This window comes from Algoriphagus sp. CAU 1675 (assembly GCF_029222925.1).
GTDB lineage: Bacteria > Bacteroidota > Bacteroidia > Cytophagales > Cyclobacteriaceae > Algoriphagus.
The window spans coordinates 83131-102070 of the sequence record NZ_JARHUI010000003.1 but is presented as its reverse complement, the minus strand read 5'-3'; the positions used below and the strand labels follow the sequence as shown (position 1 = coordinate 102070).

Annotated in this window: 16 protein-coding genes; 4 read left to right on the top strand and 12 right to left on the bottom strand. The window is 41.1% G+C overall.

The window, feature by feature from the left end:
* Positions 1–49: 49 nt before the first annotated feature.
* The gene (locus P2G54_RS07615) at positions 50–1018 is read right to left on the bottom strand and encodes a zinc-dependent alcohol dehydrogenase family protein (protein ID WP_275869823.1); all 969 of its coding nucleotides are present in this window, start codon (positions 1016–1018) and stop codon (positions 50–52) included.
* 123 nt (positions 1019–1141) lie between these two features.
* Between P2G54_RS07615 and P2G54_RS07610 the strand changes: the two genes are divergently transcribed.
* Together P2G54_RS07610 and P2G54_RS07605 are read left to right on the top strand one after the other, a co-directional pair.
* Positions 1142–1909 (top strand): glucose 1-dehydrogenase, encoded by a 768-nt coding sequence (locus tag P2G54_RS07610; RefSeq protein ID WP_275869821.1) that lies wholly within the window; start codon positions 1142–1144, stop codon positions 1907–1909.
* 304 nt (positions 1910–2213) lie between these two features.
* On the top strand, positions 2214–4595 hold the full coding sequence (locus tag P2G54_RS07605; protein WP_275869819.1) for a hybrid sensor histidine kinase/response regulator: 2382 nt from the start codon (positions 2214–2216) through the stop codon (positions 4593–4595).
* Here P2G54_RS07605 and trmB read toward each other — a convergent pair.
* The 9 genes from trmB to holA are packed head-to-tail and all read right to left on the bottom strand — an operon-like array spanning position 4592 to position 15279.
* Positions 4592–5254, bottom strand: coding sequence for a tRNA (guanosine(46)-N7)-methyltransferase TrmB (gene trmB / locus P2G54_RS07600; RefSeq protein WP_275869817.1), 663 nt, complete (start codon positions 5252–5254; stop codon positions 4592–4594). The two genes, P2G54_RS07605 and trmB, sit on opposite strands and share 4 nt — an antisense overlap.
* Entirely contained in the window at positions 5254–6540 is a 1287-nt protein-coding gene (locus P2G54_RS07595; RefSeq protein ID WP_275869815.1) for a folylpolyglutamate synthase/dihydrofolate synthase family protein, read from the bottom strand. Before P2G54_RS07595 ends, trmB begins: the two co-directional genes overlap by 1 nt.
* Positions 6540–7496: an energy transducer TonB gene (locus tag P2G54_RS07590; protein ID WP_275869813.1), complete on the bottom strand. Its 957-nt coding sequence runs from the start codon at positions 7494–7496 to the stop codon at positions 6540–6542. The genes P2G54_RS07595 and P2G54_RS07590 overlap by 1 nt, the downstream gene beginning before the upstream one ends.
* A 3-nt stretch (positions 7497–7499) precedes the next feature.
* Positions 7500–7889 (bottom strand): biopolymer transporter ExbD, encoded by a 390-nt coding sequence (locus P2G54_RS07585; protein WP_275869811.1) that lies wholly within the window; start codon positions 7887–7889, stop codon positions 7500–7502.
* The gene (locus P2G54_RS07580; RefSeq protein ID WP_275869809.1) at positions 7889–8578 is read right to left on the bottom strand and encodes a MotA/TolQ/ExbB proton channel family protein; all 690 of its coding nucleotides are present in this window, start codon (positions 8576–8578) and stop codon (positions 7889–7891) included. The genes P2G54_RS07585 and P2G54_RS07580 overlap by 1 nt, the downstream gene beginning before the upstream one ends.
* Position 8579: 1 nt before the next feature.
* The gene (locus tag P2G54_RS07575; protein WP_275869807.1) at positions 8580–9491 is read right to left on the bottom strand and encodes an SPOR domain-containing protein; all 912 of its coding nucleotides are present in this window, start codon (positions 9489–9491) and stop codon (positions 8580–8582) included.
* A 58-nt stretch (positions 9492–9549) separates the two neighbouring features.
* Positions 9550–11250, bottom strand: a complete 1701-nt coding sequence (locus tag P2G54_RS07570) for a TonB-dependent receptor (RefSeq protein ID WP_275869805.1) — start codon at positions 11248–11250, stop codon at positions 9550–9552.
* 2 nt (positions 11251–11252) lie between these two features.
* Positions 11253–14240, bottom strand: coding sequence for a tetratricopeptide repeat protein (locus P2G54_RS07565; RefSeq protein WP_275869803.1), 2988 nt, complete (start codon positions 14238–14240; stop codon positions 11253–11255).
* Between the two features lie 16 nt (positions 14241–14256).
* The gene (gene holA, locus P2G54_RS07560) at positions 14257–15279 is read right to left on the bottom strand and encodes a DNA polymerase III subunit delta (protein WP_275869801.1); all 1023 of its coding nucleotides are present in this window, start codon (positions 15277–15279) and stop codon (positions 14257–14259) included.
* 123 nt (positions 15280–15402) lie between these two features.
* Between holA and P2G54_RS07555 the strand changes: the two genes are divergently transcribed.
* Positions 15403–16086: a tetratricopeptide repeat protein gene (locus P2G54_RS07555; RefSeq protein ID WP_275869799.1), complete on the top strand. Its 684-nt coding sequence runs from the start codon at positions 15403–15405 to the stop codon at positions 16084–16086.
* 1 nt (position 16087) lies between these two features.
* Here the strand turns inward: P2G54_RS07555 and P2G54_RS07550 are convergent, their stop codons facing one another.
* Both P2G54_RS07550 and P2G54_RS07545 read right to left on the bottom strand, forming a co-directional pair.
* Positions 16088–16930 carry a universal stress protein gene (locus tag P2G54_RS07550; RefSeq protein WP_275869797.1) on the bottom strand — a complete coding sequence of 281 codons (843 nt, stop codon included), beginning with the start codon at positions 16928–16930 and terminating at the stop codon, positions 16088–16090.
* A gap of 9 nt (positions 16931–16939) precedes the next feature.
* Positions 16940–17860, bottom strand: coding sequence for a glyoxylate/hydroxypyruvate reductase A (locus P2G54_RS07545; protein ID WP_275869795.1), 921 nt, complete (start codon positions 17858–17860; stop codon positions 16940–16942).
* A gap of 173 nt (positions 17861–18033) precedes the next feature.
* Here P2G54_RS07545 and P2G54_RS07540 point away from each other — a divergent pair, with 173 nt between their 5' ends.
* Positions 18034–18882, top strand: a complete 849-nt coding sequence (locus tag P2G54_RS07540; protein ID WP_275869793.1) for a DUF2911 domain-containing protein — start codon at positions 18034–18036, stop codon at positions 18880–18882.
* Positions 18883–18940: the final 58 nt, after the last annotated feature.

Here is an 18940-nt window from a genome sequence, read left to right as displayed (position 1 = left end):
TTACAAAGATGGCTATTCCCTTTGTCTATGCAGAAGGATTTTCGAGAAATTAACTAACCAGAAGGATTTTTCCGTTTCTTCCAGGCTTTTCATAGGCTTTTATCGCTTTTCTGAACTCTTCCAAGTGGAACTTCCCCTCTATATTGATTTGAAAATCCTCCTTCATCAGAAATTCAAATACCTCATGGAACATCTTTCTTCTTTCATGAGTATCCAAGCCTTCCAGCCAAGTGCTCAACCAGAATCCTTCCATTTTCAAATTTTTGAAAATAAACAAACCACTGTTTACCGGCATATTTTCAAGACTTAGAGAACCGAAAACAATCATTTTTCCGTTTTTGCTGAGACATGAAAAAGCCTTTGCACCAAGAATCCCTCCAACTGCGTCGAATACCACCTGTACCCCGGTTTCTGTTTTTTGGAAAATGAGTTTTTGAAGACTTTCCTTCTCGGTGTTAATGACCAGATCTGCTCCCAAATGCATTAAAAGCTCTTTTTGCTCTTCATGGCGAACAGTCATAGCTACTTTAATTCCCCTAGCTTTGGCCATCTGAACTGCAAACTTTCCAAAAGCGGAAGCTCCTGCCGTAATCAATAACCAATCCCCCTCACCAAGACCTGATTGCTCCAACATTCCATAGGCTGTCAAGGGATTTATCAAAACCTGACAGGCTACTTCATCGGGCATTCCATCCGGAACTGGGACAACCCAAGCAACAGGTACACAAACCCATTCTCTCCAAGTCCCAAGTGTGGTAAACATCACCCTTTCCCCTTTTTTAAATTTCCCTGTAAGATCCCCTTCTTCCACTACACCAGAGGCTTCAAATCCGGCGCTGCTCGGCAGTTTAGGGCTAATTCCATATATTCCCTGGATAAAAAGCAAATCCGAAGGATTGATGTTTCGGGCTGTGACCCGGATTAAAACTTCATCTTTCTGAGGCAATGGAATTTCAGACTCTTTCAGCATTAAAACATCAAGAGGAGATCCGGTTTGTTCAAATATGACTTCTATCATTGAATTGTCTTTTGGTTTGTTTTTTAAGGGTTTTAGGCTTTAAAACTAGGGAGATATTTCCCCTTCAAATCCCAATCTACCTTGTTTTTTCCTATATTGAAATAGAAAATAAACCCTTTTCAAATGGACTTATCACAAGTTTTTTCTCTAGATGGAAAGGTGGCAATAGTCACCGGGGCAAGCAAAGGAATTGGATTTGAGATTGCCGAAATTTTTGCGGCGGCAGGGGCGAAAGTCGTACTCAGTAGCCGAAAACAGGAGGCCGTAGACGAAATGGCCGATAAACTCAAAGCCCGTGGCTATGAAGCTACAGGAATAGCCTGCAATGTGGGAAACTTGGAAGAACTACCTTTATTGGTGGAAAAGACAGTGAAAATCTATGGGGGGATCGATGTTCTGGTGAATAATGCAGCCACTAACCCCGTCTTTGGACCTGTTCATGAAGTAAGTTTAGATGCCTTCGATAAGATTATGACCGTAAATGTAAAGGCCCCTTTTGAACTGACCCGTCTTTGCTTTCCTTATTTGAGAAAATCATCCGGAGGGTCTGTCATCAACATCAGTTCCATAGGAGGTATTTCGCCTGAACCTAAATTGGGGATTTATTCAGTAAGCAAAGCAGCGCTCATTTCTTTGACCAAAGTATATGCAAAAGAATGGGGAGAAGCGGATATCCGAGTTAATGCCATCTGTCCGGGGTTGATTCAAACCAAATTTTCACAAGCCATTTGGACCAATGAAAAAATCATGGAGCAAGCCATGAAGCAATTAGCAATTAAGAGAGCCGGAAAACCTGAAGAAATCGGGGCTTTGGCGCTTTTCCTCGCATCTGATGCATCCTCTTACGTTACAGGTGGTGTTTATGTAGCAGACGGAGGCTTTACGATTTAATTTCCTTGATAATTTGTAAAAATTACCACTAGATAGATAATAAACATTCCCCTTGGAATGTCAAGTATTTTTTAGGACAAAAACTTTTCCCAAAGGAATTAAAGTTGGTTTAAAGTCTATTTCGCACCATTCTCCTACAACTTCGAGAAAAGGTTAAATAACCCGGGATTTTTCATCCTTATCTTTTATTGGGTGCTGAGAACTAGGAAGAAAATTTTATCAATCCGATTTTCACTAACATTTCAGCTCCAAATTAGTTTATTAGTGGTTGTAATCACCAAATGACCCTATCACCCTCACAAAAATGCGAATTTACCCCATCGCAACAGTTTTGATTTGTTGGATTGCTATCTTACCTCTGTCAACTTTTGCACAAAACCTTTCCAATACCTATCCCAAATCCATCTATACGGATGCTCAAATTTTGGATATGGGAAATGAGTTTACTCCTTTACAAGAGGTACTCAGAAATGAAAACTCTCTTAAATTTAATCCCCTTTCTAACCCCAATTCCAATCTTGGTTTTACTAACCATCATTTTTGGGTTAAGTTTTCATTAAACAACGACCAAAACTTTCCCGTCAATTTATTCCTTGAAACAGGAAGACCAATCACAGATGTAGCTGATTTATACTATGAAACCTCTCCTGGAGAATTCGAGGTTATAAAAAATGGTGATATGATGGCCTTTGAAAACAGGCCAAGCAGGCACCGAAAATTGATTTTCCCAATTACTCTAGCGGCTAATTCCCAAACCCGATTTTTTCTTCACCTTCACAGCGACGGAGAAGTAATAAACCTACCATTGACACTTTATGATGGAGATTCCTTAATACAAAGCACATTTAATGACCAATTGGTCTTTGGAATATTTTATGGAATTCTACTTTTAGCAGGTCTGACTTACCTATTTTTCTATTTTGGAATAAAGGAACGAAGCTTTATCCTCTATGTAGCCTATGTATTCTCAGTAGCCATGCTACATGCTTCCTTGGACGGATACTTTTTCAAATACGTTTGGAAGGAACCAAGTTGGTTTGCTGATCGAAGTGTCTTGCTTTTTGCTGCCATATCCGCTCTTCTTTTTGGCCGATATACCCAAGTATACATTCGGGTCAGGGAATATTCAAAGGGACTTAACATGTCAATCAATGCAATGGTAGGATCTATGATTCTGTTATCAGTTGCTATTTTATTTCTGGATGCAGGTAGAACCTTTTACTATCCCTTTGTAAACGCCATAGCTTTTATAGGAATTTTATTATGTATCCTAGGCGTAATTTTAAGTTACATTAAAAAACACCCCGTAGATCCCTTCTTTGCATTAGGTATAGCTTCCTTAACCATTGGATTCATCACTTTTATCCTCAATAATTTTTCATTGATAGAGAATTCATTTATAACTGAAAATTCAGCCAAACTGGGCACTGGTTTGGAGATTTTGTTTCTTTCCCTTTCAATGGCCAACCGAATTCGGATTTTACGAACAGATAAAGAAAAGGCTCAAGAAGTTGCACTGCAACGGTCTGAAGAAAGCAATGAAATCAAGTCCTTTTTCCTTTCCAATGTCAGTCATGAACTTAGAACCCCATTGAATGCAATTTTAGGGCTTTCACAGTCGATCATGAATGAAATTCAGGATGATAAAATCAAGAACAATCTGGAAATGATCCGATATTCCTCAGTTTCCTTACTTTCCTCCATCGAGGATATTCTTGACTATTCTAAAATCGAAAAAGGTGAACTTAACCTTGAAAGAAAACCCTTTGATTTCCAAAAAATCATCCAGCAAGTCAAAGTGCTTACTTATCAACAAGCAAGGGACAAAGGACTGACTTTTAGCTATGAAGAAAAAGTTTCATTACCCCAAAAAGTCATTGGAGATGCTCCAAGATTGAGGCAAATCCTGATGAATGTGATTCAAAATGCCATCAAATTCACCCCTGAGGGAGAGGTTAAATTAATAGTGGATGAGTGCATAGAAGTTGAGAAGGAAGTAAAAATCGGCTTCAAAATCCAGGATACAGGGGTCGGAATCAAACCGGAAAAGTTGGATCGGATTTTTGAATCATTTATTCAGGAACAAATCGATGACAAACGTAAGTTCGGCGGGTTTGGCCTCGGGCTTTGTATTGTAAAAGCACTTACTTCCCTTTATCGAGGAAGTGTAAAAATTGAAAGTGAGGAAGGAAAAGGAACGCTTGTCAGAATTCAAATCACCTTTGAAAAGGCTGAAAAAGACCAAGTGGAAATAATCCAATCGCACAAAGAAGAGCTTTTAAATGGAAAACATATTTTGGTAATAGAGGACAACCCAGTTAATCAATTGGTAATTAAATCAATCCTGAGAAAATGGAAAGGTATCTCCTTTGATTTTGCCAACCATGGATTGGAAGGATTGGAAAAACTAAATACAAGGAATACAGACTTAATTTTAATGGACCTCCAAATGCCAGAAATGGACGGGTATGAAGCAACAGAAGCCATCCGGGCAGGCAAGGCAGGAAATCATCACATGTCCATACCAATCATCGCCGTAACAGCCGACACCATGGAAAAAAGCAAAGTTAGGGCAATAGCAGTGGGTATGGACGATTACATGACTAAGCCAGTTGATTCAGATGTTTTGTTGGAAAAAGTATTACAGGCTTTTTATTTGGAGAAAGTTGAGATAAAGTACCCTTAATCGATAAACCGAAACTTCAGGTATTTGATCTTTTCACCCTTATCAGAAAACATCTTTTCATATCGGGTTTGAATCCCAAAATGATCGTCTTTCCACTCACTCTGGTAAAAATCATGAGTGGATCCAATTAACTCGATATCCTCACGTGAACGAACCAGTTCCAAACTGTAGTCGAAGAGGCCAGTATTATCGGTTTTGAAATGAACCACTCCACCCTTTTTCACCAAAGACTTATACATGTCCAAGAATTTGGGAGAAGTCAATCTTCTTTTCTCATCGCCATCTCTTGGAAAGGGGTCTGGAAATGTGATCCACAATTCTGAAATTTCCCCTTCTCCAAAAAACTGATCCAATTGTTGTATCTGAGTTCTCAAAAAAGCCACATTATGGATTCCTTCCGAAGTAGCAGTGGAACTTCCCTTCCATATCCGGCTACCTTTGATATCTACCCCAATGAAATTTTGACCTGGGAACACTCTTGCGAGTCCTACTGTAAACTCCCCTCTTCCACAAGCCAACTCAACCACGATAGGATTGGAATTTTGAAACTGTTTTTCATTCCAGTGTCCTTTGATTTCCTCAAATATGGGTTTACCGGTCTGGACTACATTAGGGTTCTGCTCATTTTCCTTGAAGCGAACCAGTTTTTTTCTACTCATTAAAGCTCGTCGATTTCTGCGACCACAAAAGTACTGCCTCCTACAAAAATCAAGTCATTTGGAGCAGCATTTTTTCGAGCAAAGTTCAAAGCTTCATTTACATCGGGAATGCAAGTCCCTTTTAAACCAAACTCAAGGGCTTTTTCTTCCAGCGAGCTGGCTGCCAATGCCCGGGGTAAAGAAGCTTGACAAAAAACATAGTGGGCATCTTTTGGCAACAGCATCAGGATTTTGGAAATATCCTTATCTTGAACCATCCCGATCACCATCCAAAGTCTCTGAAAAGTATACGATTTGAGTTGCTGCAGGATTTCCTGGATTCCCGGTTCATTATGTCCTGTATCACAAATAACCAAAGGGGTCTGGCCCAAAATCTGCCACCTACCCTTAAGCCCAGTTAACTCAGAAACATTGGCCAATCCATTTTCGACGGCCTCTTTTGTAATAAGCCAACCAACTTTTTGAAGTTGGACTACTGATTCCAAGATTCCCGGAAGATTAAACCTTTGGTAATTACCCAAAAGTCCAAAATTGAGTTCACCAGTCTTTTCGGTCGAGCTATATTTATACATGGCTTTCCCCTCCCTTTCTTTAATCTTTTCCACCTTCCAATGGTGATCTGCAAAAACAATTGGGGCTCCTTGCTCATTGGCCTTTTTCAAAAAAACTGGACTGGTTTCTTCTTGGGTTTGACTAATAACAACTGGTACCTTTGACTTAATGATACCTGCCTTTTCTTCAGCAATCAGGGGAAGTGTGTCCCCAAGAAACTGCATGTGGTCAAAACCTATATTGGTGATCACGCTCAGAACTGGGCTGATCACATTTGTACTGTCAAGGCGCCCCCCCATTCCTACTTCAATCACTGCAACATCAACTTCCTCCTCAGCAAAGTACCAAAAAGCCAGCCCAACGGTCATTTCAAAGAAACTAGGCTTGAGCTGATCCAAAAAAGATTTGTTCTGATCTACGAAGCGAACTACAGCTTCCTGCGAAATCTCCTTTCCATTCACCCTAACCCTCTCTGTAAAGGACTTTAAATGAGGAGAAGTATAAAGTCCTACCTTGTATCCTGCGGACTGCAAAATAGCCGCTAGAGAGTGAGAAGTACTTCCCTTTCCATTGGTTCCTGCGACGTGAATTGATTTGAACTTCCTCTCAGGATTCCCTAAATGGGCACAGAGTGCAATTGTATTACTCAGATCCTTTTTGAAAGCGGATGCACCAACCCTTTGGAACATGGGAAGAGCATGATAGAGATAATCAAGTGTTTCCTGATAGTTCATCAGTCAACCTGAATAATGAAAGTTATTTTACCGGTGGAATAATCGGCAACAGCCCCTCCTTGCTTTTTGAAGGAAATCTGATTGACGACCTGGCGGTAATATGCCAAAACTTCATTGGAGACATTATACTGGTCAGGTATTGCCTGAACCACTCTACCGGAATCGTCCACAGTAATCTTAAACACTATTTTACCGTTTCTTGTAGAAACACGGTCATTGATGCTCGGTCTAGCTGCAAAATCCCATCCTGCCAAATCCAAACTATATCCTGAACCGGAATTAGTCCCCTGTCCAGATCCCTGCCCCATGATTGCACGTCCATCAACAGTTCCGGTAGGATCTCCGGCATCTCCTTTGTCAGTAGAGGTTCCTTGGGCTCCACCGGAAGCGGGTTGGGTTCCCTTTCCTTTAGTTCCTCCAGCACCAAAAATGGCTCTTTGATCAATTTTTGGCTCCTCGGGAGCTTTTTGGGTAGTTGTTTCAGCTTCTGCTTTAGCAGGAGTTGTTACCGCTTTCGTAGGTTCAGTTTTTACCGGATCCGGTTTTTTGGTGTTTTCCGTAGCTTTTTCTTCTCCTTTTATAGGGGAAGGGTTGGTTGTTACCGCTTGATTGACAGCTGGCTGAGATGATGTTTTAGGCCTTGCTACTTCTGTTTTGGGACTTGATGTTGGAGTTGTTGCCTGCGTCACCTGTTGAGAAACCTCCCCTGGAGCCGCTGCTTCCGTAACTGGAGTAACAGCTTCTGAAGGGGCGTTAGGAGAATTTCTATCCCCAGAGCCTGTTGGAGTGAAACCCAAATTGAGCTCCAATCCAAAAGTTGGTAATGGAGGTATAGGTTGTTTCCAAACAATAATAAAATAAAACGCAATCAGCAACAGTAGATTGATGAGCAGAGTTATCAAACCTGCCCGTTTCTTGTTTTGGTTTTCTACCTTATCGGCGTCCCAAAATTCCATGAATCAATAGGGTTGTGTGGCAATGGAAACATTAGCTTCCAATCCAGCAGCGATTCCACCAATTTCCACTAAGTACTCTACCGGAACTTCCTTATCAATATGAAGGACCACCTGTCCCTTTTTATCCTGTAACAAATTAGTCAGCTCTGACTTGATTTGCTCTCTGGACACAATCCTATCGTTAACAGAGTAGCGAAGGTCTTTGGTCACAGAAACCGTCACCTCTTGCATCACTATATCCGAGGTCTCACTGGAAGGAAGATTGACAGGCAAGCCTGAAGGAGTGATAAACGAAGAGGTAAGCATAAAGAAAATCAACAACAAAAAGATCACGTCCGTCATCGAAGACATGCTAAATGCTGATTCTATCTTATTTTTTGACTGAAGTGCCATTATTTTTCCTGTAGAAGTTCGATAAATTCAATAGAGGAATACTCCATACTATGCACCAATTTTGAAACCTGGGTAACCAAATAATTGTACCCCAAATAAGCCAAAATACCCACAACTAAGCCGGCAGCCGTTGTAATCATGGCCTCATAAATCCCTTCAGAAAGCAGTTTAGGGGAAACCATCCCCTCTTCCTGAGCAATGGCAATAAATGCCTGAATCATACCGGCTACTGTACCCAAAAAACCAATCATTGGAGCCGCGCCGGATACTGTTGCAAGTAGATTTAGATTCTTCTCCAATTTGTAGATTTCAATTTTCCCTACATTCTCAATGCTGACCTCAATATTCTTCAAAGGGGAACCTATCCGTTCAATTCCTTTTGCAATCATATTGGCGACGGGTGTTTTTTCTCCTGCACAAAGAATTTTTGCCTTTTCTATCTGTCCACTGGAAACCAAAATCTTCACTTGATCCATAAGATGGGAAGAAGTTTTTGAAGCTTTTTTCAAGGTCATCAATCTTTCAAAAAAGATAAATATTGCCAAGATAAACAGTAAATAAAGAGGCACCATCATGTAGCCTCCTTTAATTAATAAGTCCAGTAAACCAATATTTTGGCCACCGGCCGCAGCCATTAAGCTATCTGAGGCAGAAAGAGTATCCGCCGAAAGGGTTTGAAGAAGAATCATATTAATATTTCAAAATCCATAATGCTTCACTGTAATCGGCCTTAATCCTGTCCAACTCAGCTTTTGCTTGGGTAAACGAGGAAAAGGCACCTATTGCCAAACGATAGTTTTCAACTCCTTCGTATGGCAAAATCAAATACACATTTTCCACTTTGTCAAAATACTGAGCTGATTCTCTGGTTGCAATCCGTTCATTAGGAAGACTGGCTGCCACAATGAAAAATTGAGGGCTGGCTCCTCGGTTTTCAACCCGAATCAAGGTTCTATCCTCTTTATGCTCAATAGTTGTACCAGTTTCTGGAATTTCTGTAGACTCAGAGGGAAGGGAATCGGAAATCAAAATATCACCCTGATTTTCAACACTTTGAATTTCTTCACTTTGGGCATTTTCTAGGACTTCCTCAGACTCAGTTGAGGAACCGACCTGAGATATTGGCTCTTCTTTTTCAGCCTCTGAAACTGAGGGGTTTTCTTCCTGCATGAATTGCCATACAAGAGCAGAAGCCAACAACAAGCCAAAGATCATTACATAAATGATCCAAGTCTTTGATTTTTTAGGTGAAACAGCCATTTGTGGCTCCTCAGAAACGAGTTCCTCTTCCACTGCGGCAGACTCTTCCTCAGGCAAATCATCAGATTCCTGGACCTGCACAATAGGCTCTTCCTGATGCTCAGAAATAGCTTCAACCTTGGGTTCTTCCTGTTCCAGACTACTGGATTCCACCTGGATTTCAGGAGCTTCAACAGGAGCTGCCACTTCCTTAGAAGGTTCAGTGTCGGATACAGATTTTTCTACTGGCTCTGCCTTTTCCAAAGATTCTTCAGGCTCCTTAAGGGGTTTCACTTCCACAAAAGGCAGCCCAAAATCCTTGGGATCAGTCCATGATTTTTCTTTAGGTGAATTTTCAGCCATTTTTTAAGATCGGTGATTACGAAACTAATGGAAATGAAGGGAAAGCCAAACCCATCAATCAGAATTTAAGCCATACTCCACCGATCAATTGAACTCCCCTAACCGGATAATTCAGCCAGCGCATATTCCGGCTATTAAGCAGATTGTTGCCTTCCGCAAAAACTCCAATCCTATCAGAGACTTTGTAGTCAGCTTTCAAATGAAGATCCGTGATTGTCTTGAGCTTGATTGTTTCATATTCTTGAGGTTCTTCGACATTTGTTTCCATAAGATTCCCTCTGGCCTTTACCCCGCCCATCAGATTGATATTTACCTGCACCAAGAGCTGATCTATCGGTGTAATTTGGTTATTGAGTCCCATCTTCCAAATAGGACGATGCCATGCCTCTTGCTGAAGATTCAAATCATATTTAAACAGGTCAAGGCGCGATGTAAGCTTATACATGTCTGAAAAGGAATAACCCAGTTCAGCATTGAGGTTAGCTACTGTTACCTTATCATCATACACCAAATTGAATCTTGACGTGTCGGCTGGAGTATTCACAAAAAAGTGATACTGGTTATACCTACTTAAATCAATTCCTGCCCGATAATTAAAAGATTCCAGAAACTGTCCCTCTATCCCACCTGCAACTTTGTAATTGTTAATGGTATTAAGAAGTTGGGCACTTGGACCCATAAATGGATTTTCCTGAACAAAACTGTAATAAGTATTTCTTTGGACATCGCCTGAAAACTCTCCATAAAAACCAAATTCCTCTGCAAACTGGTAGCTTGCCTTGAAATTGGGAAAAATTCTAAAATCACTGGATTTTCCCGGAACAGGATCATTCTCAGAGACCACATTTATTCCCGCAGTGACAGAAAAATCAGCGGTTGAATACCCAACCGAAGGCCTAATTGCAAAGTAGGTTCTTGTCACATCATAATCCCTATCTACTGGATCGGTGTAGAAATATTCAAGCCCAACTTTCCCCAACCAATTGTCTGCCGGACGAAAAATGCCCTTGGCTTTTCCTGATATTTGATTTTCCTGAACTAAGTAACTGTCTTTGAAATTTCGAAAACCAAGTTCCGCTTCATAGGAAACAGGTCCGACCTTTTCAATATCCCGAATCCCAGCATGTACTTGCACAGTATTGAGAACATTGTCCTGGATACCTGCAAAATCAATACGGGGATCATTCAAAACAGAAGTGTCAATGCCATAGAAGGAATAGCTGTCTTGTTTCCAACCCAATCCCCCAAATATTTCAACTTGGTCTGTAAAGTAACTGCCATCGAAGGAAGCATTGGAATGAGACTCATTGGACTGTTCTCCTAATACAGGCCCCTTTCCAAAGCTTTGATGCCTTAATTGAAGAGCATAATTGAAATCCACTACCTCAGTAGCCATAAACCCTGCTTCAACCAAAGGAGAGGCAAAATTCCCATATCCGGCTTTTAAAAATCCGGGATAGAGATCCAGGCGCTCGGGACGGAAGGATTTTTGAACTGGGCTAGCTTCCAATTGAACAGGAGGAAGATTCAATTCGTAAAAATTGACCGTATAGGAAAATTGATCCAGGCCTTTTGGCTGTGGCAATATTGGAAGTTTCTCGAAAACTCTGGGCTGGACAGGAACAGTCAAAACGCGGTCTTTTCGGATTACAAATTCCTGATCCTGAACTTCCCCTCTCGATTGTGTTTGGGCTTGAAGGTTTCCCACAAAACCTAAAACAATTGCCGCTGATGAAATATAAGCACTTAGTTTTTTCATAATTATTGCAGCGTTTGAAGTTTAGTTTGAGCCATCTCCCTGATCTCATTATTCGGAGTATTGTCTACAATCGACTGTAAAGTTGCCTTTGCCTGAAACTCCTCCCCTAGCTTGATATAATTATCGGAGAGCAGGAGAAACATTCGACCATACCAATAATCAAAGTCCAGATAAGGTCCTGAAAAATCAAATATGGTCTCGTTGGAACGCTCCACATCTCCCTTTTCCTGGAAGGAATTGGCAAGCAAATACAAGCCTTCTGCCCCCTGGACCGTCTTATATTCATTCACCAAATCTAAAAGCGTGGACTCTGCTTCGGTTCTTCTATTTAAAGCAAACTGGGCCTTTGCCTTATTCAATATTGCCTTAGGTGTACTTTCAGGAAGGATTCCATCCAATGTCATCAAGCGGTCTGAAGTTGTAATCACCTGATTGAATTTCCTGGTTTCAAAATATGCCAAAAGCAACCCTTCCAATGCTTCGGCTTCTTCCACTTTGTTTCTGGCATTTTGAACAGATGTTTCCAAATATGGAATAGCCTGATCAAAATTCCCTTTTCCAAGTTCAATGCTACCGATTCGCTGCATTGCACGGATTCGTTGAGGAGAAGCAGGCTCCTTTTCCAGCATTTTAAACTGGACCAAAGCCTGATCCTCGTCTCCTAACTGGAAATAACAATCCCCAAGAAAATAGAGAGCATCCAATCTCTGAGCAGACTGAGGATAACTTCTCATATATTTTTCAAGAGCTCTACTTGCCTCTGAATATTTCTTGTCAAAGTACAGGCTTTTGGCAGCTTCAAACTCCAAGGCCTGAACACTTCCAGAAGATGGATTGGAACCTTTGTACCGATCCAGATAATCCGAAAACTCCCCTGATCTTCCCTGGAGTGCCAGAGCTTCCTGCAAACCCTTCAATGCCATTTCTGAGTTTTGTGCATTGGGATGTCGGTCCAAAATGGTTTTATAATCTTCTATGGTCTGATTGTAATTCTGCATGGAGAAATTAGCCACAGCCCTCCCCTCCAGTGCATAGGGCACGAATGGACTATTGGGCTTTCGACTGATCAAATCTGAAAAACCCGAAGAAGCTTCATTATATCTGGTTTCTTCCATGAAGATCTGTCCTCTTTGGAACAAAGCATCTTCCATGTACAAACTGTTGGGATAGCGGCTAATCAACTGGTCCAGATGAATTAATGCTGCATTGTTGTTGGATTGGAAGTTTTGGACTACCGCCAAGCGGAAATAAGCATAGTCTATTCCCGAATTATATTCGGAAATAGCACGCTGAAAAATCTGCTCAGCATCTCCAAACTTTTTTTGTACATAGTAACAATCACCCAATCTTAGAAGAGCATCGTCATAGTTTTCTTTGTTGTCTCTTCGAGAAAGGCGATCCGTATAGGTTTTAAAATATTGCTCCGCTCTGGAATATTGCTGGGAATTAAAGTATGCGTAACCCAAACCATAGAGACTTTTGGTCAAATAGGCACTGGAAGTAGTTTTTCCCAAATCCAATGCCTTTTCATAGGATGGGATAGCTTTTGACAGCTGGTCGGAAGCTGAATAAATTTCTCCTTTCCAGAAGTGAGATTCCAGCACCAAATCCCTATTGACAGGGTAAGCCAAAGATTTATCCAGGAAAGAAATGGCGGCAGGATATCGCTTGTCCCGGAAATAAACCATTGCCTGATAAAAAGCGACTTTTTGATAAGCCTCCTTAATTCTTGCCGATTTATTACCGATCCTGTCCATTTGCTCAATGGCCCGGAGGTAATCACTCGTGTTGATCAAAGCCTCCGAGAGCAGGCTTTCTGCCTCACTTCTATATTTTCCTGCCGGATATTTATCCAAATAATCATCTAACCCGGAAATTCCAGACTGAAAACTCCCGTTTTGAAGATTTACCTTGGCAAAATTGAACAGGGATTCTTCTTGAATAGCAGCATTGTAGTTTGAATTGGATGCCGCCTTGAAACTTGTGCCAGCAAACTGATAATTCTCGAGTTTCAGGTAAGCATGCCCTAAGTAATAACTGGAGGCTTGTCCCATTTCACTGGAAGAGGAAGCCGAAACTTTAAAATAATCCGTAGCTCTTTTGAAATTTCCCGACTCAAACTGGGCAATCCCTCCTTTGTAAACCTGCTCCTGTGTCAACTCTCCTTTTCTGGAATTGATAAAGGCATCGTAGTTTTCAGCTGATTTGCCAAATTGTTTTTTTGCAAAATAGGCCTCAGCAAGATAGAGATGGATCATTTCCTGTCGATCCAGTGACTTCTGAGCATACAGCTGTGCCTCTCCATACTTGATCACCTGATCGTAATCTCCCTGATCATAATAAAGAGCGGTGATCAAATAGGGAACTTTTGCAGCATAAAAGGAAGACCTGGAGGCTGCATTTAGGTCTGCAATTGCCTTGGAAGTATTTCCGCTTTCCTTTGCCAAATACCCACTGTAATAAAACGCATCCAAACTGATGGGCTGGTTGAGTTTTTTGGCCTGGTCAAAATACCCGGCAGCTTGGGGATAGTTTTTCAACTGGAAATGGGAATAACCCAATTTAAAAAAGACATCGGCCTGCTGTTCATAAGGAAGCTTTTCGGCTGATATCAATTCAAAGGCCTCAATTGCCTCCTTGTAATTTCTTTTGTAAAAAAAGTGGTCACCAAGGTACTGACCTGCAGCGGCCATTGAAGGGTGATTCCGGTTTTCAAAGATGTAATTCTTCATCAAGCCAGGACCATCGGGACTTTCCAATTTGAGGGCAGCCATAGCAGCACTCAATTGAGATGACCTTTCCTGATCTACGGAGAGGAGAAATTGGTTGGACTTTCTACTGTCATAAAGTGCAGCAGGAAATAGTTGCTTATCAAAAAGCTCCAGTTGATGGTCCAGAGGTTGCTGAGGGCCGGTTTGATATAGGGAAGATTGTGAAAAAGCCTCCAAACTTAGCCCTAGGCTCGCAACAAGCACCAGGTAGTATTTCATAAATTGGCTTTAGTGTTCAGTGCAAAATTTTATACACAAGTTCTCGGAGGATTTCTGCATCGCTCATACTTCCGGAGTCGACTCCTTTAAAGCGAAGATCTGCCTCTTTGATGTATCTGAACACCTCAATTACCTTGCCCATTTTATAGTTTCTAGCCGCCGCCAGATATTCTTTTGCTACAAAAGGAGGCAATCCGATCATACTCGCAATCTGAGCCTCTGAAGCCCCACTTGCCTGATGTACCATCGCAATTCGGGTAAAGTAGGTATAAATCAGTGAGAACAAAGGGATAACCGGATGGTTTTTGGGGTTTTGTGAAAAATAATGAATGATCTTATTTGCTTTACCAACATCACGAAATCCTATGGCTTTCAAAAACTCAAAGTTATTGTAGTCCTTGTTGATCCCTATGTATTGGGATATGTGCTGAGTGGTGATTTGGGTAGGGCCCTGGAAATTGATTAGCATCTTCCCTACCTCATTGGTCAAGACCTCCAGATTATTGCCAATGGAATCTGCTAGTAACTGGCTGGCTTTGGGTTCAATAGTATGCCCCAAATCCCGGATATATTCATCTATCCAGCCGGTCAATTTGTATTCCGACACTTTATCAGATCTTACGAAAATCGCTCTTTTGTCTAGCTCTTTGGCCAAAGCCAGTCTTCCGTCCAGTTTTTTATACTTGTGCGCAAAAACCAAAATCGTACTCGGAAGCGGATTTTGGATATAATTGATCAATAGCTTCTGCTGTTCCTCTTTACCCAAATCCGGAATACTCTGTGCTTCTTTTACAATGACCACCTGACGCTCAGCCATCATTGGGAATTTACGGGCATTGTTAAGGATCAGGCCAACATTGGCATCCTTTCCGTACAAGACCACCTGATTAAATCCACGTTCGTGCTCCGGGATAGCATTCTTCTCGATGAAGTCTGTAATCAGGTCTATGTAAAAAGGTTCCTCCCCTTCCAAAAAGTATATAGGGGCAAACTTTTTCTCTTTCAGCTCTTTAAAAACAGCTTGTGGTGTCTGGGGCATAGTATGGTGGAAATCTTCGCCCTTAAAGATAACAGTAGGACCCAAATGCCTGCAAAAAGAGAAGAAAGATTCTTGGTTAAACTAAAGCGGGCTTAACTTTGTATTATAGAAAAGATTGAAAAGATGAGTTTTGAAGCTGGAATAGAGTTTTATAAATCAGGGAAATTTGAAGATGCATTGAATATATTCAATGAGCTGATAGAATCTAAAAGCGGTCAGGCTGAGCTACACCTGTATCGGGGAAGGATTTTGTCAAGAATGGGTAAAACGGAATTGGCCTTGGAGGATTTTGACATGACAGTCAGACTAGAGCCCTTCAACACAAATTATATCAGTGACCGAGCCGTAGTCCTTCATCTTCTCAAAAGAAACGAGGAAGCATTGGAAGAATTTGATCGAGCAGCCAATCTAGACACCAACAATCCTTATCGGTATAGTAGCCGGGCATATTTCAAGGATAGAATCGGAGACCTTCAAGGCGCGATTGAAGATTATGAAAAAGCCATTGAGTTAGATCCGGAAGATGCCGTAGCCTACAACAATAAAGGACTCGTAGAGGAGAAGCTTGGCTATCAGGAAAAATCCAAAAGGAGCTTTGAAAAAGCAGATGCCTTAACCGGCTATCAGGCTCCTAAACAAGAAGCTGCAAAACCTAAGGAAACCATTGCTCCACAAGCAGAACCCCAGAAAGCAAGTAAGAAGCTGACCTTTACGTATTACCTAAAAACCTTAGGGTCCGTTTTGACCGACACCAAATCCAGAAAGGAGTTTTCGGTCTTTGTCAAGAAATTGATTTCAGGAAAATAGCTTAAAATGATTTGATCACCCAAAGTGGCTTATTGATGAAATAAGCCATTTTTTTTGAAACACTTTTCGTAAAAATCTGCTCAAAAAAGTCACGTTTTCTACTCAAGGTCACCAATATGTCCCCCTTGGAAGTTTGAAGGTGATTTTCCAATCCCAATGCCAAATTATCCCTGAAAGACCTTAAAACGAAGTTTACTTTCTCATAATTGATAAAAGGCCGAACCTCCTCGACCATTTGCATATGCAGGGATTTATCCAAAGCCTTCATACTAGGACTGATGTGGATCAAGTCAATTTCAGAATCAAAAAAAGAAGCAAACTCGACAATTTTTTGAATAGCCAATTTATCCTCTTCCAGATAATCACTTGCATAAACCACTTTCCTAGGCTTTTTGAAAAAAACTCTTCTTGGCACTACCAGGGTATCCCGATCTCCTTTTTCCACCATTTGACTTGCCCGTGACCCAATGATCTTCTCCCGCAATTCATTCATCCCTTCGGTCCCAACCACCAATAAATCAGCCTGAATTTCCTTCGCGAAATCCAAGGTTCCCTGCACAATTTCCCCTTCTCTGATTTCGATTTCACAGGATTTCAACCCCTTTACCAAGCTTTCTTTTTCTACCGCCCTTTGAAGGCTCCGCAACTTATCTTTCAAAAAATTCATTTGGTATTTACCCTCAACATCAGCTGGGGAAAGCTTCAAATAATCCTCCCTGTTGATCACATGGAAGAGGATCAATCTAGCTTGATATTTTTCTCCCAAACGTGCAGCATACTCAATCGCGTTGAGAGAACATTCAGAAAAATCTGTGGGGCAAAGTACAGTAAATAATCTCGTCATTTTTAAAAATTAATAACCTTTGATTCGATTTACGGGATTCTTAAGCGGACTGTTTGATTTTATTAACTTAAAATTTTCAATTACCTGAGGAGCAGCAGCCGAAGGATTGGTCACACTGGCAATATGAGGAGTCATTGTGATCCTTTCTTCATTCCAGAAAGGATGCGATTCCGGCAAAGGTTCTGTGCGGTACACATCCAACATAGCACCTGATAAATACCCCCTATTTAAAGCTTCCAACAAATCCTCTTCTACCAAGTGTTTCCCTCTTGCAACATTGATCAGGTAAGTGCCTTTCTTACATTTCTTGAAAAATTCAAGATCAAGAATATCCTCTGTATCAGGAGTCAAAGGCAATAAACAAACGATCACATTGACTTGGTCAAGAAACAGCTCCATTTGATCTTTGGTATAATAAGGAAATGGAAAATCTTTCTTTTCAGAGAATCCCAGACCAAAAACCGGAAATCCCATAAAGTCTAATTTTTCAAGAACATCATAGCCCAAGGCACCTACCCCCATTACCCCAACTTTCACTTCGATCTCGGGATTACTCATGTCCCAGACTTTTCGTTTTTGATCTGCTTGATAGCGTGTGATTTGTCTGTGAAAATTCAAAACTCCCATCACCACATAATTCGTCATGGACCAGGTGAGCTTTTCATCCACTATCCTGACGATAGGCAAGTGCTCCGGAATTCCGGAATCCCTGAGAATGTGGTCTACTCCAGCCCCCATGGAACTTACCAATTTGAGATTGGGAAAATCTGAAAGTATTCCTTCCGGGTGCTGCCAAACTAAGGCCACCTCAACATCTTCGGGACGCTCAATTGAGGGATAAACCTGAATGTTCAATTCAGGATCAAGTTTGGAAATTGCTTGGATCCAGGGTTGAGGATCTTTACCAGGACAAATTATTGCTAAACTCATACTACAAAATTCAACAAAGATTTCAGGTATTTAAAATCTTAAATGGACACAAAGGCCCGTTGATCAAAAAAGCAGTAAATTCAGACCCAAATTGATTGAAAATATTTCATTTTGCAGCTGAAATGAAAAAAGTACTAATCAATTTTAATTCCAACATTCAATTACTACAAATCATGAAAAAACAATTGTTTTTACTTGCCTCATTGATGGTGATGGTAAGCACCTGGAGCTTTGCCCAACAAATCCAAATGCCACAAGCTTCTCCTTCGGCGCAAATCTCCCAAAAAATCGGACTAACGGATGTATCAGTGGAATACTCCCGACCAAGTACCAAAGGCAGAAAGATTTTTGGTGAACTTGTTCCGTTTGGACAGGTTTGGAGAACCGGTGCCAATGCTGCCACTACCCTATCCTTTTCCACAGATGTCATCATTGCAGGAAATAACGTTCCAGCTGGAAAATATGCGCTTTATAGCATCCCTGGAAAAACCTCATGGACTATTGTCCTTTCCAAAAACACAGAACTTTGGGGAGCAATTGGGTATAACTCAAATGATGATATACTAAGATTCGAAGTTGATGCAAACAAGCTGAGCAGAAAATATGAAACATTTGAAATCAGCTTCAACAATATGACTGATACAGGGGCTGACCTTTCCATGAAATGGGAGAACACCCGTGTAGATTTCAGAATCGAAACTGAAGTAGACCCAATCGTCATGGCTCAAATAAAGGAACTAGTCATAGACGCAAAAACCACAAACCCAAGCCTTCTCTACGCGGCTGCTAACTATTACTATACCAACACCAAGGATATGAGCTTGGCTTATGCTTGGATCAAACAGTCCGTAGAATCTGATCCTAAATATTGGACAGTACACTTAAAAGCAAAAATTGAAGCCACATTAGGAATGAAAACTGAGGCAATTGAATCAGCACAACAATCCATGAAAATGGCTGAAGAAGCAAAAAATCCAGATTACATAGCTTTGAATGAGCGCCTGATCAAATCTTTGAAGTAAGACACCTTCAAAACGAAAAAAGCCGACCGGAGTTATTCCTGTCGGCTTTTTTCGTTTC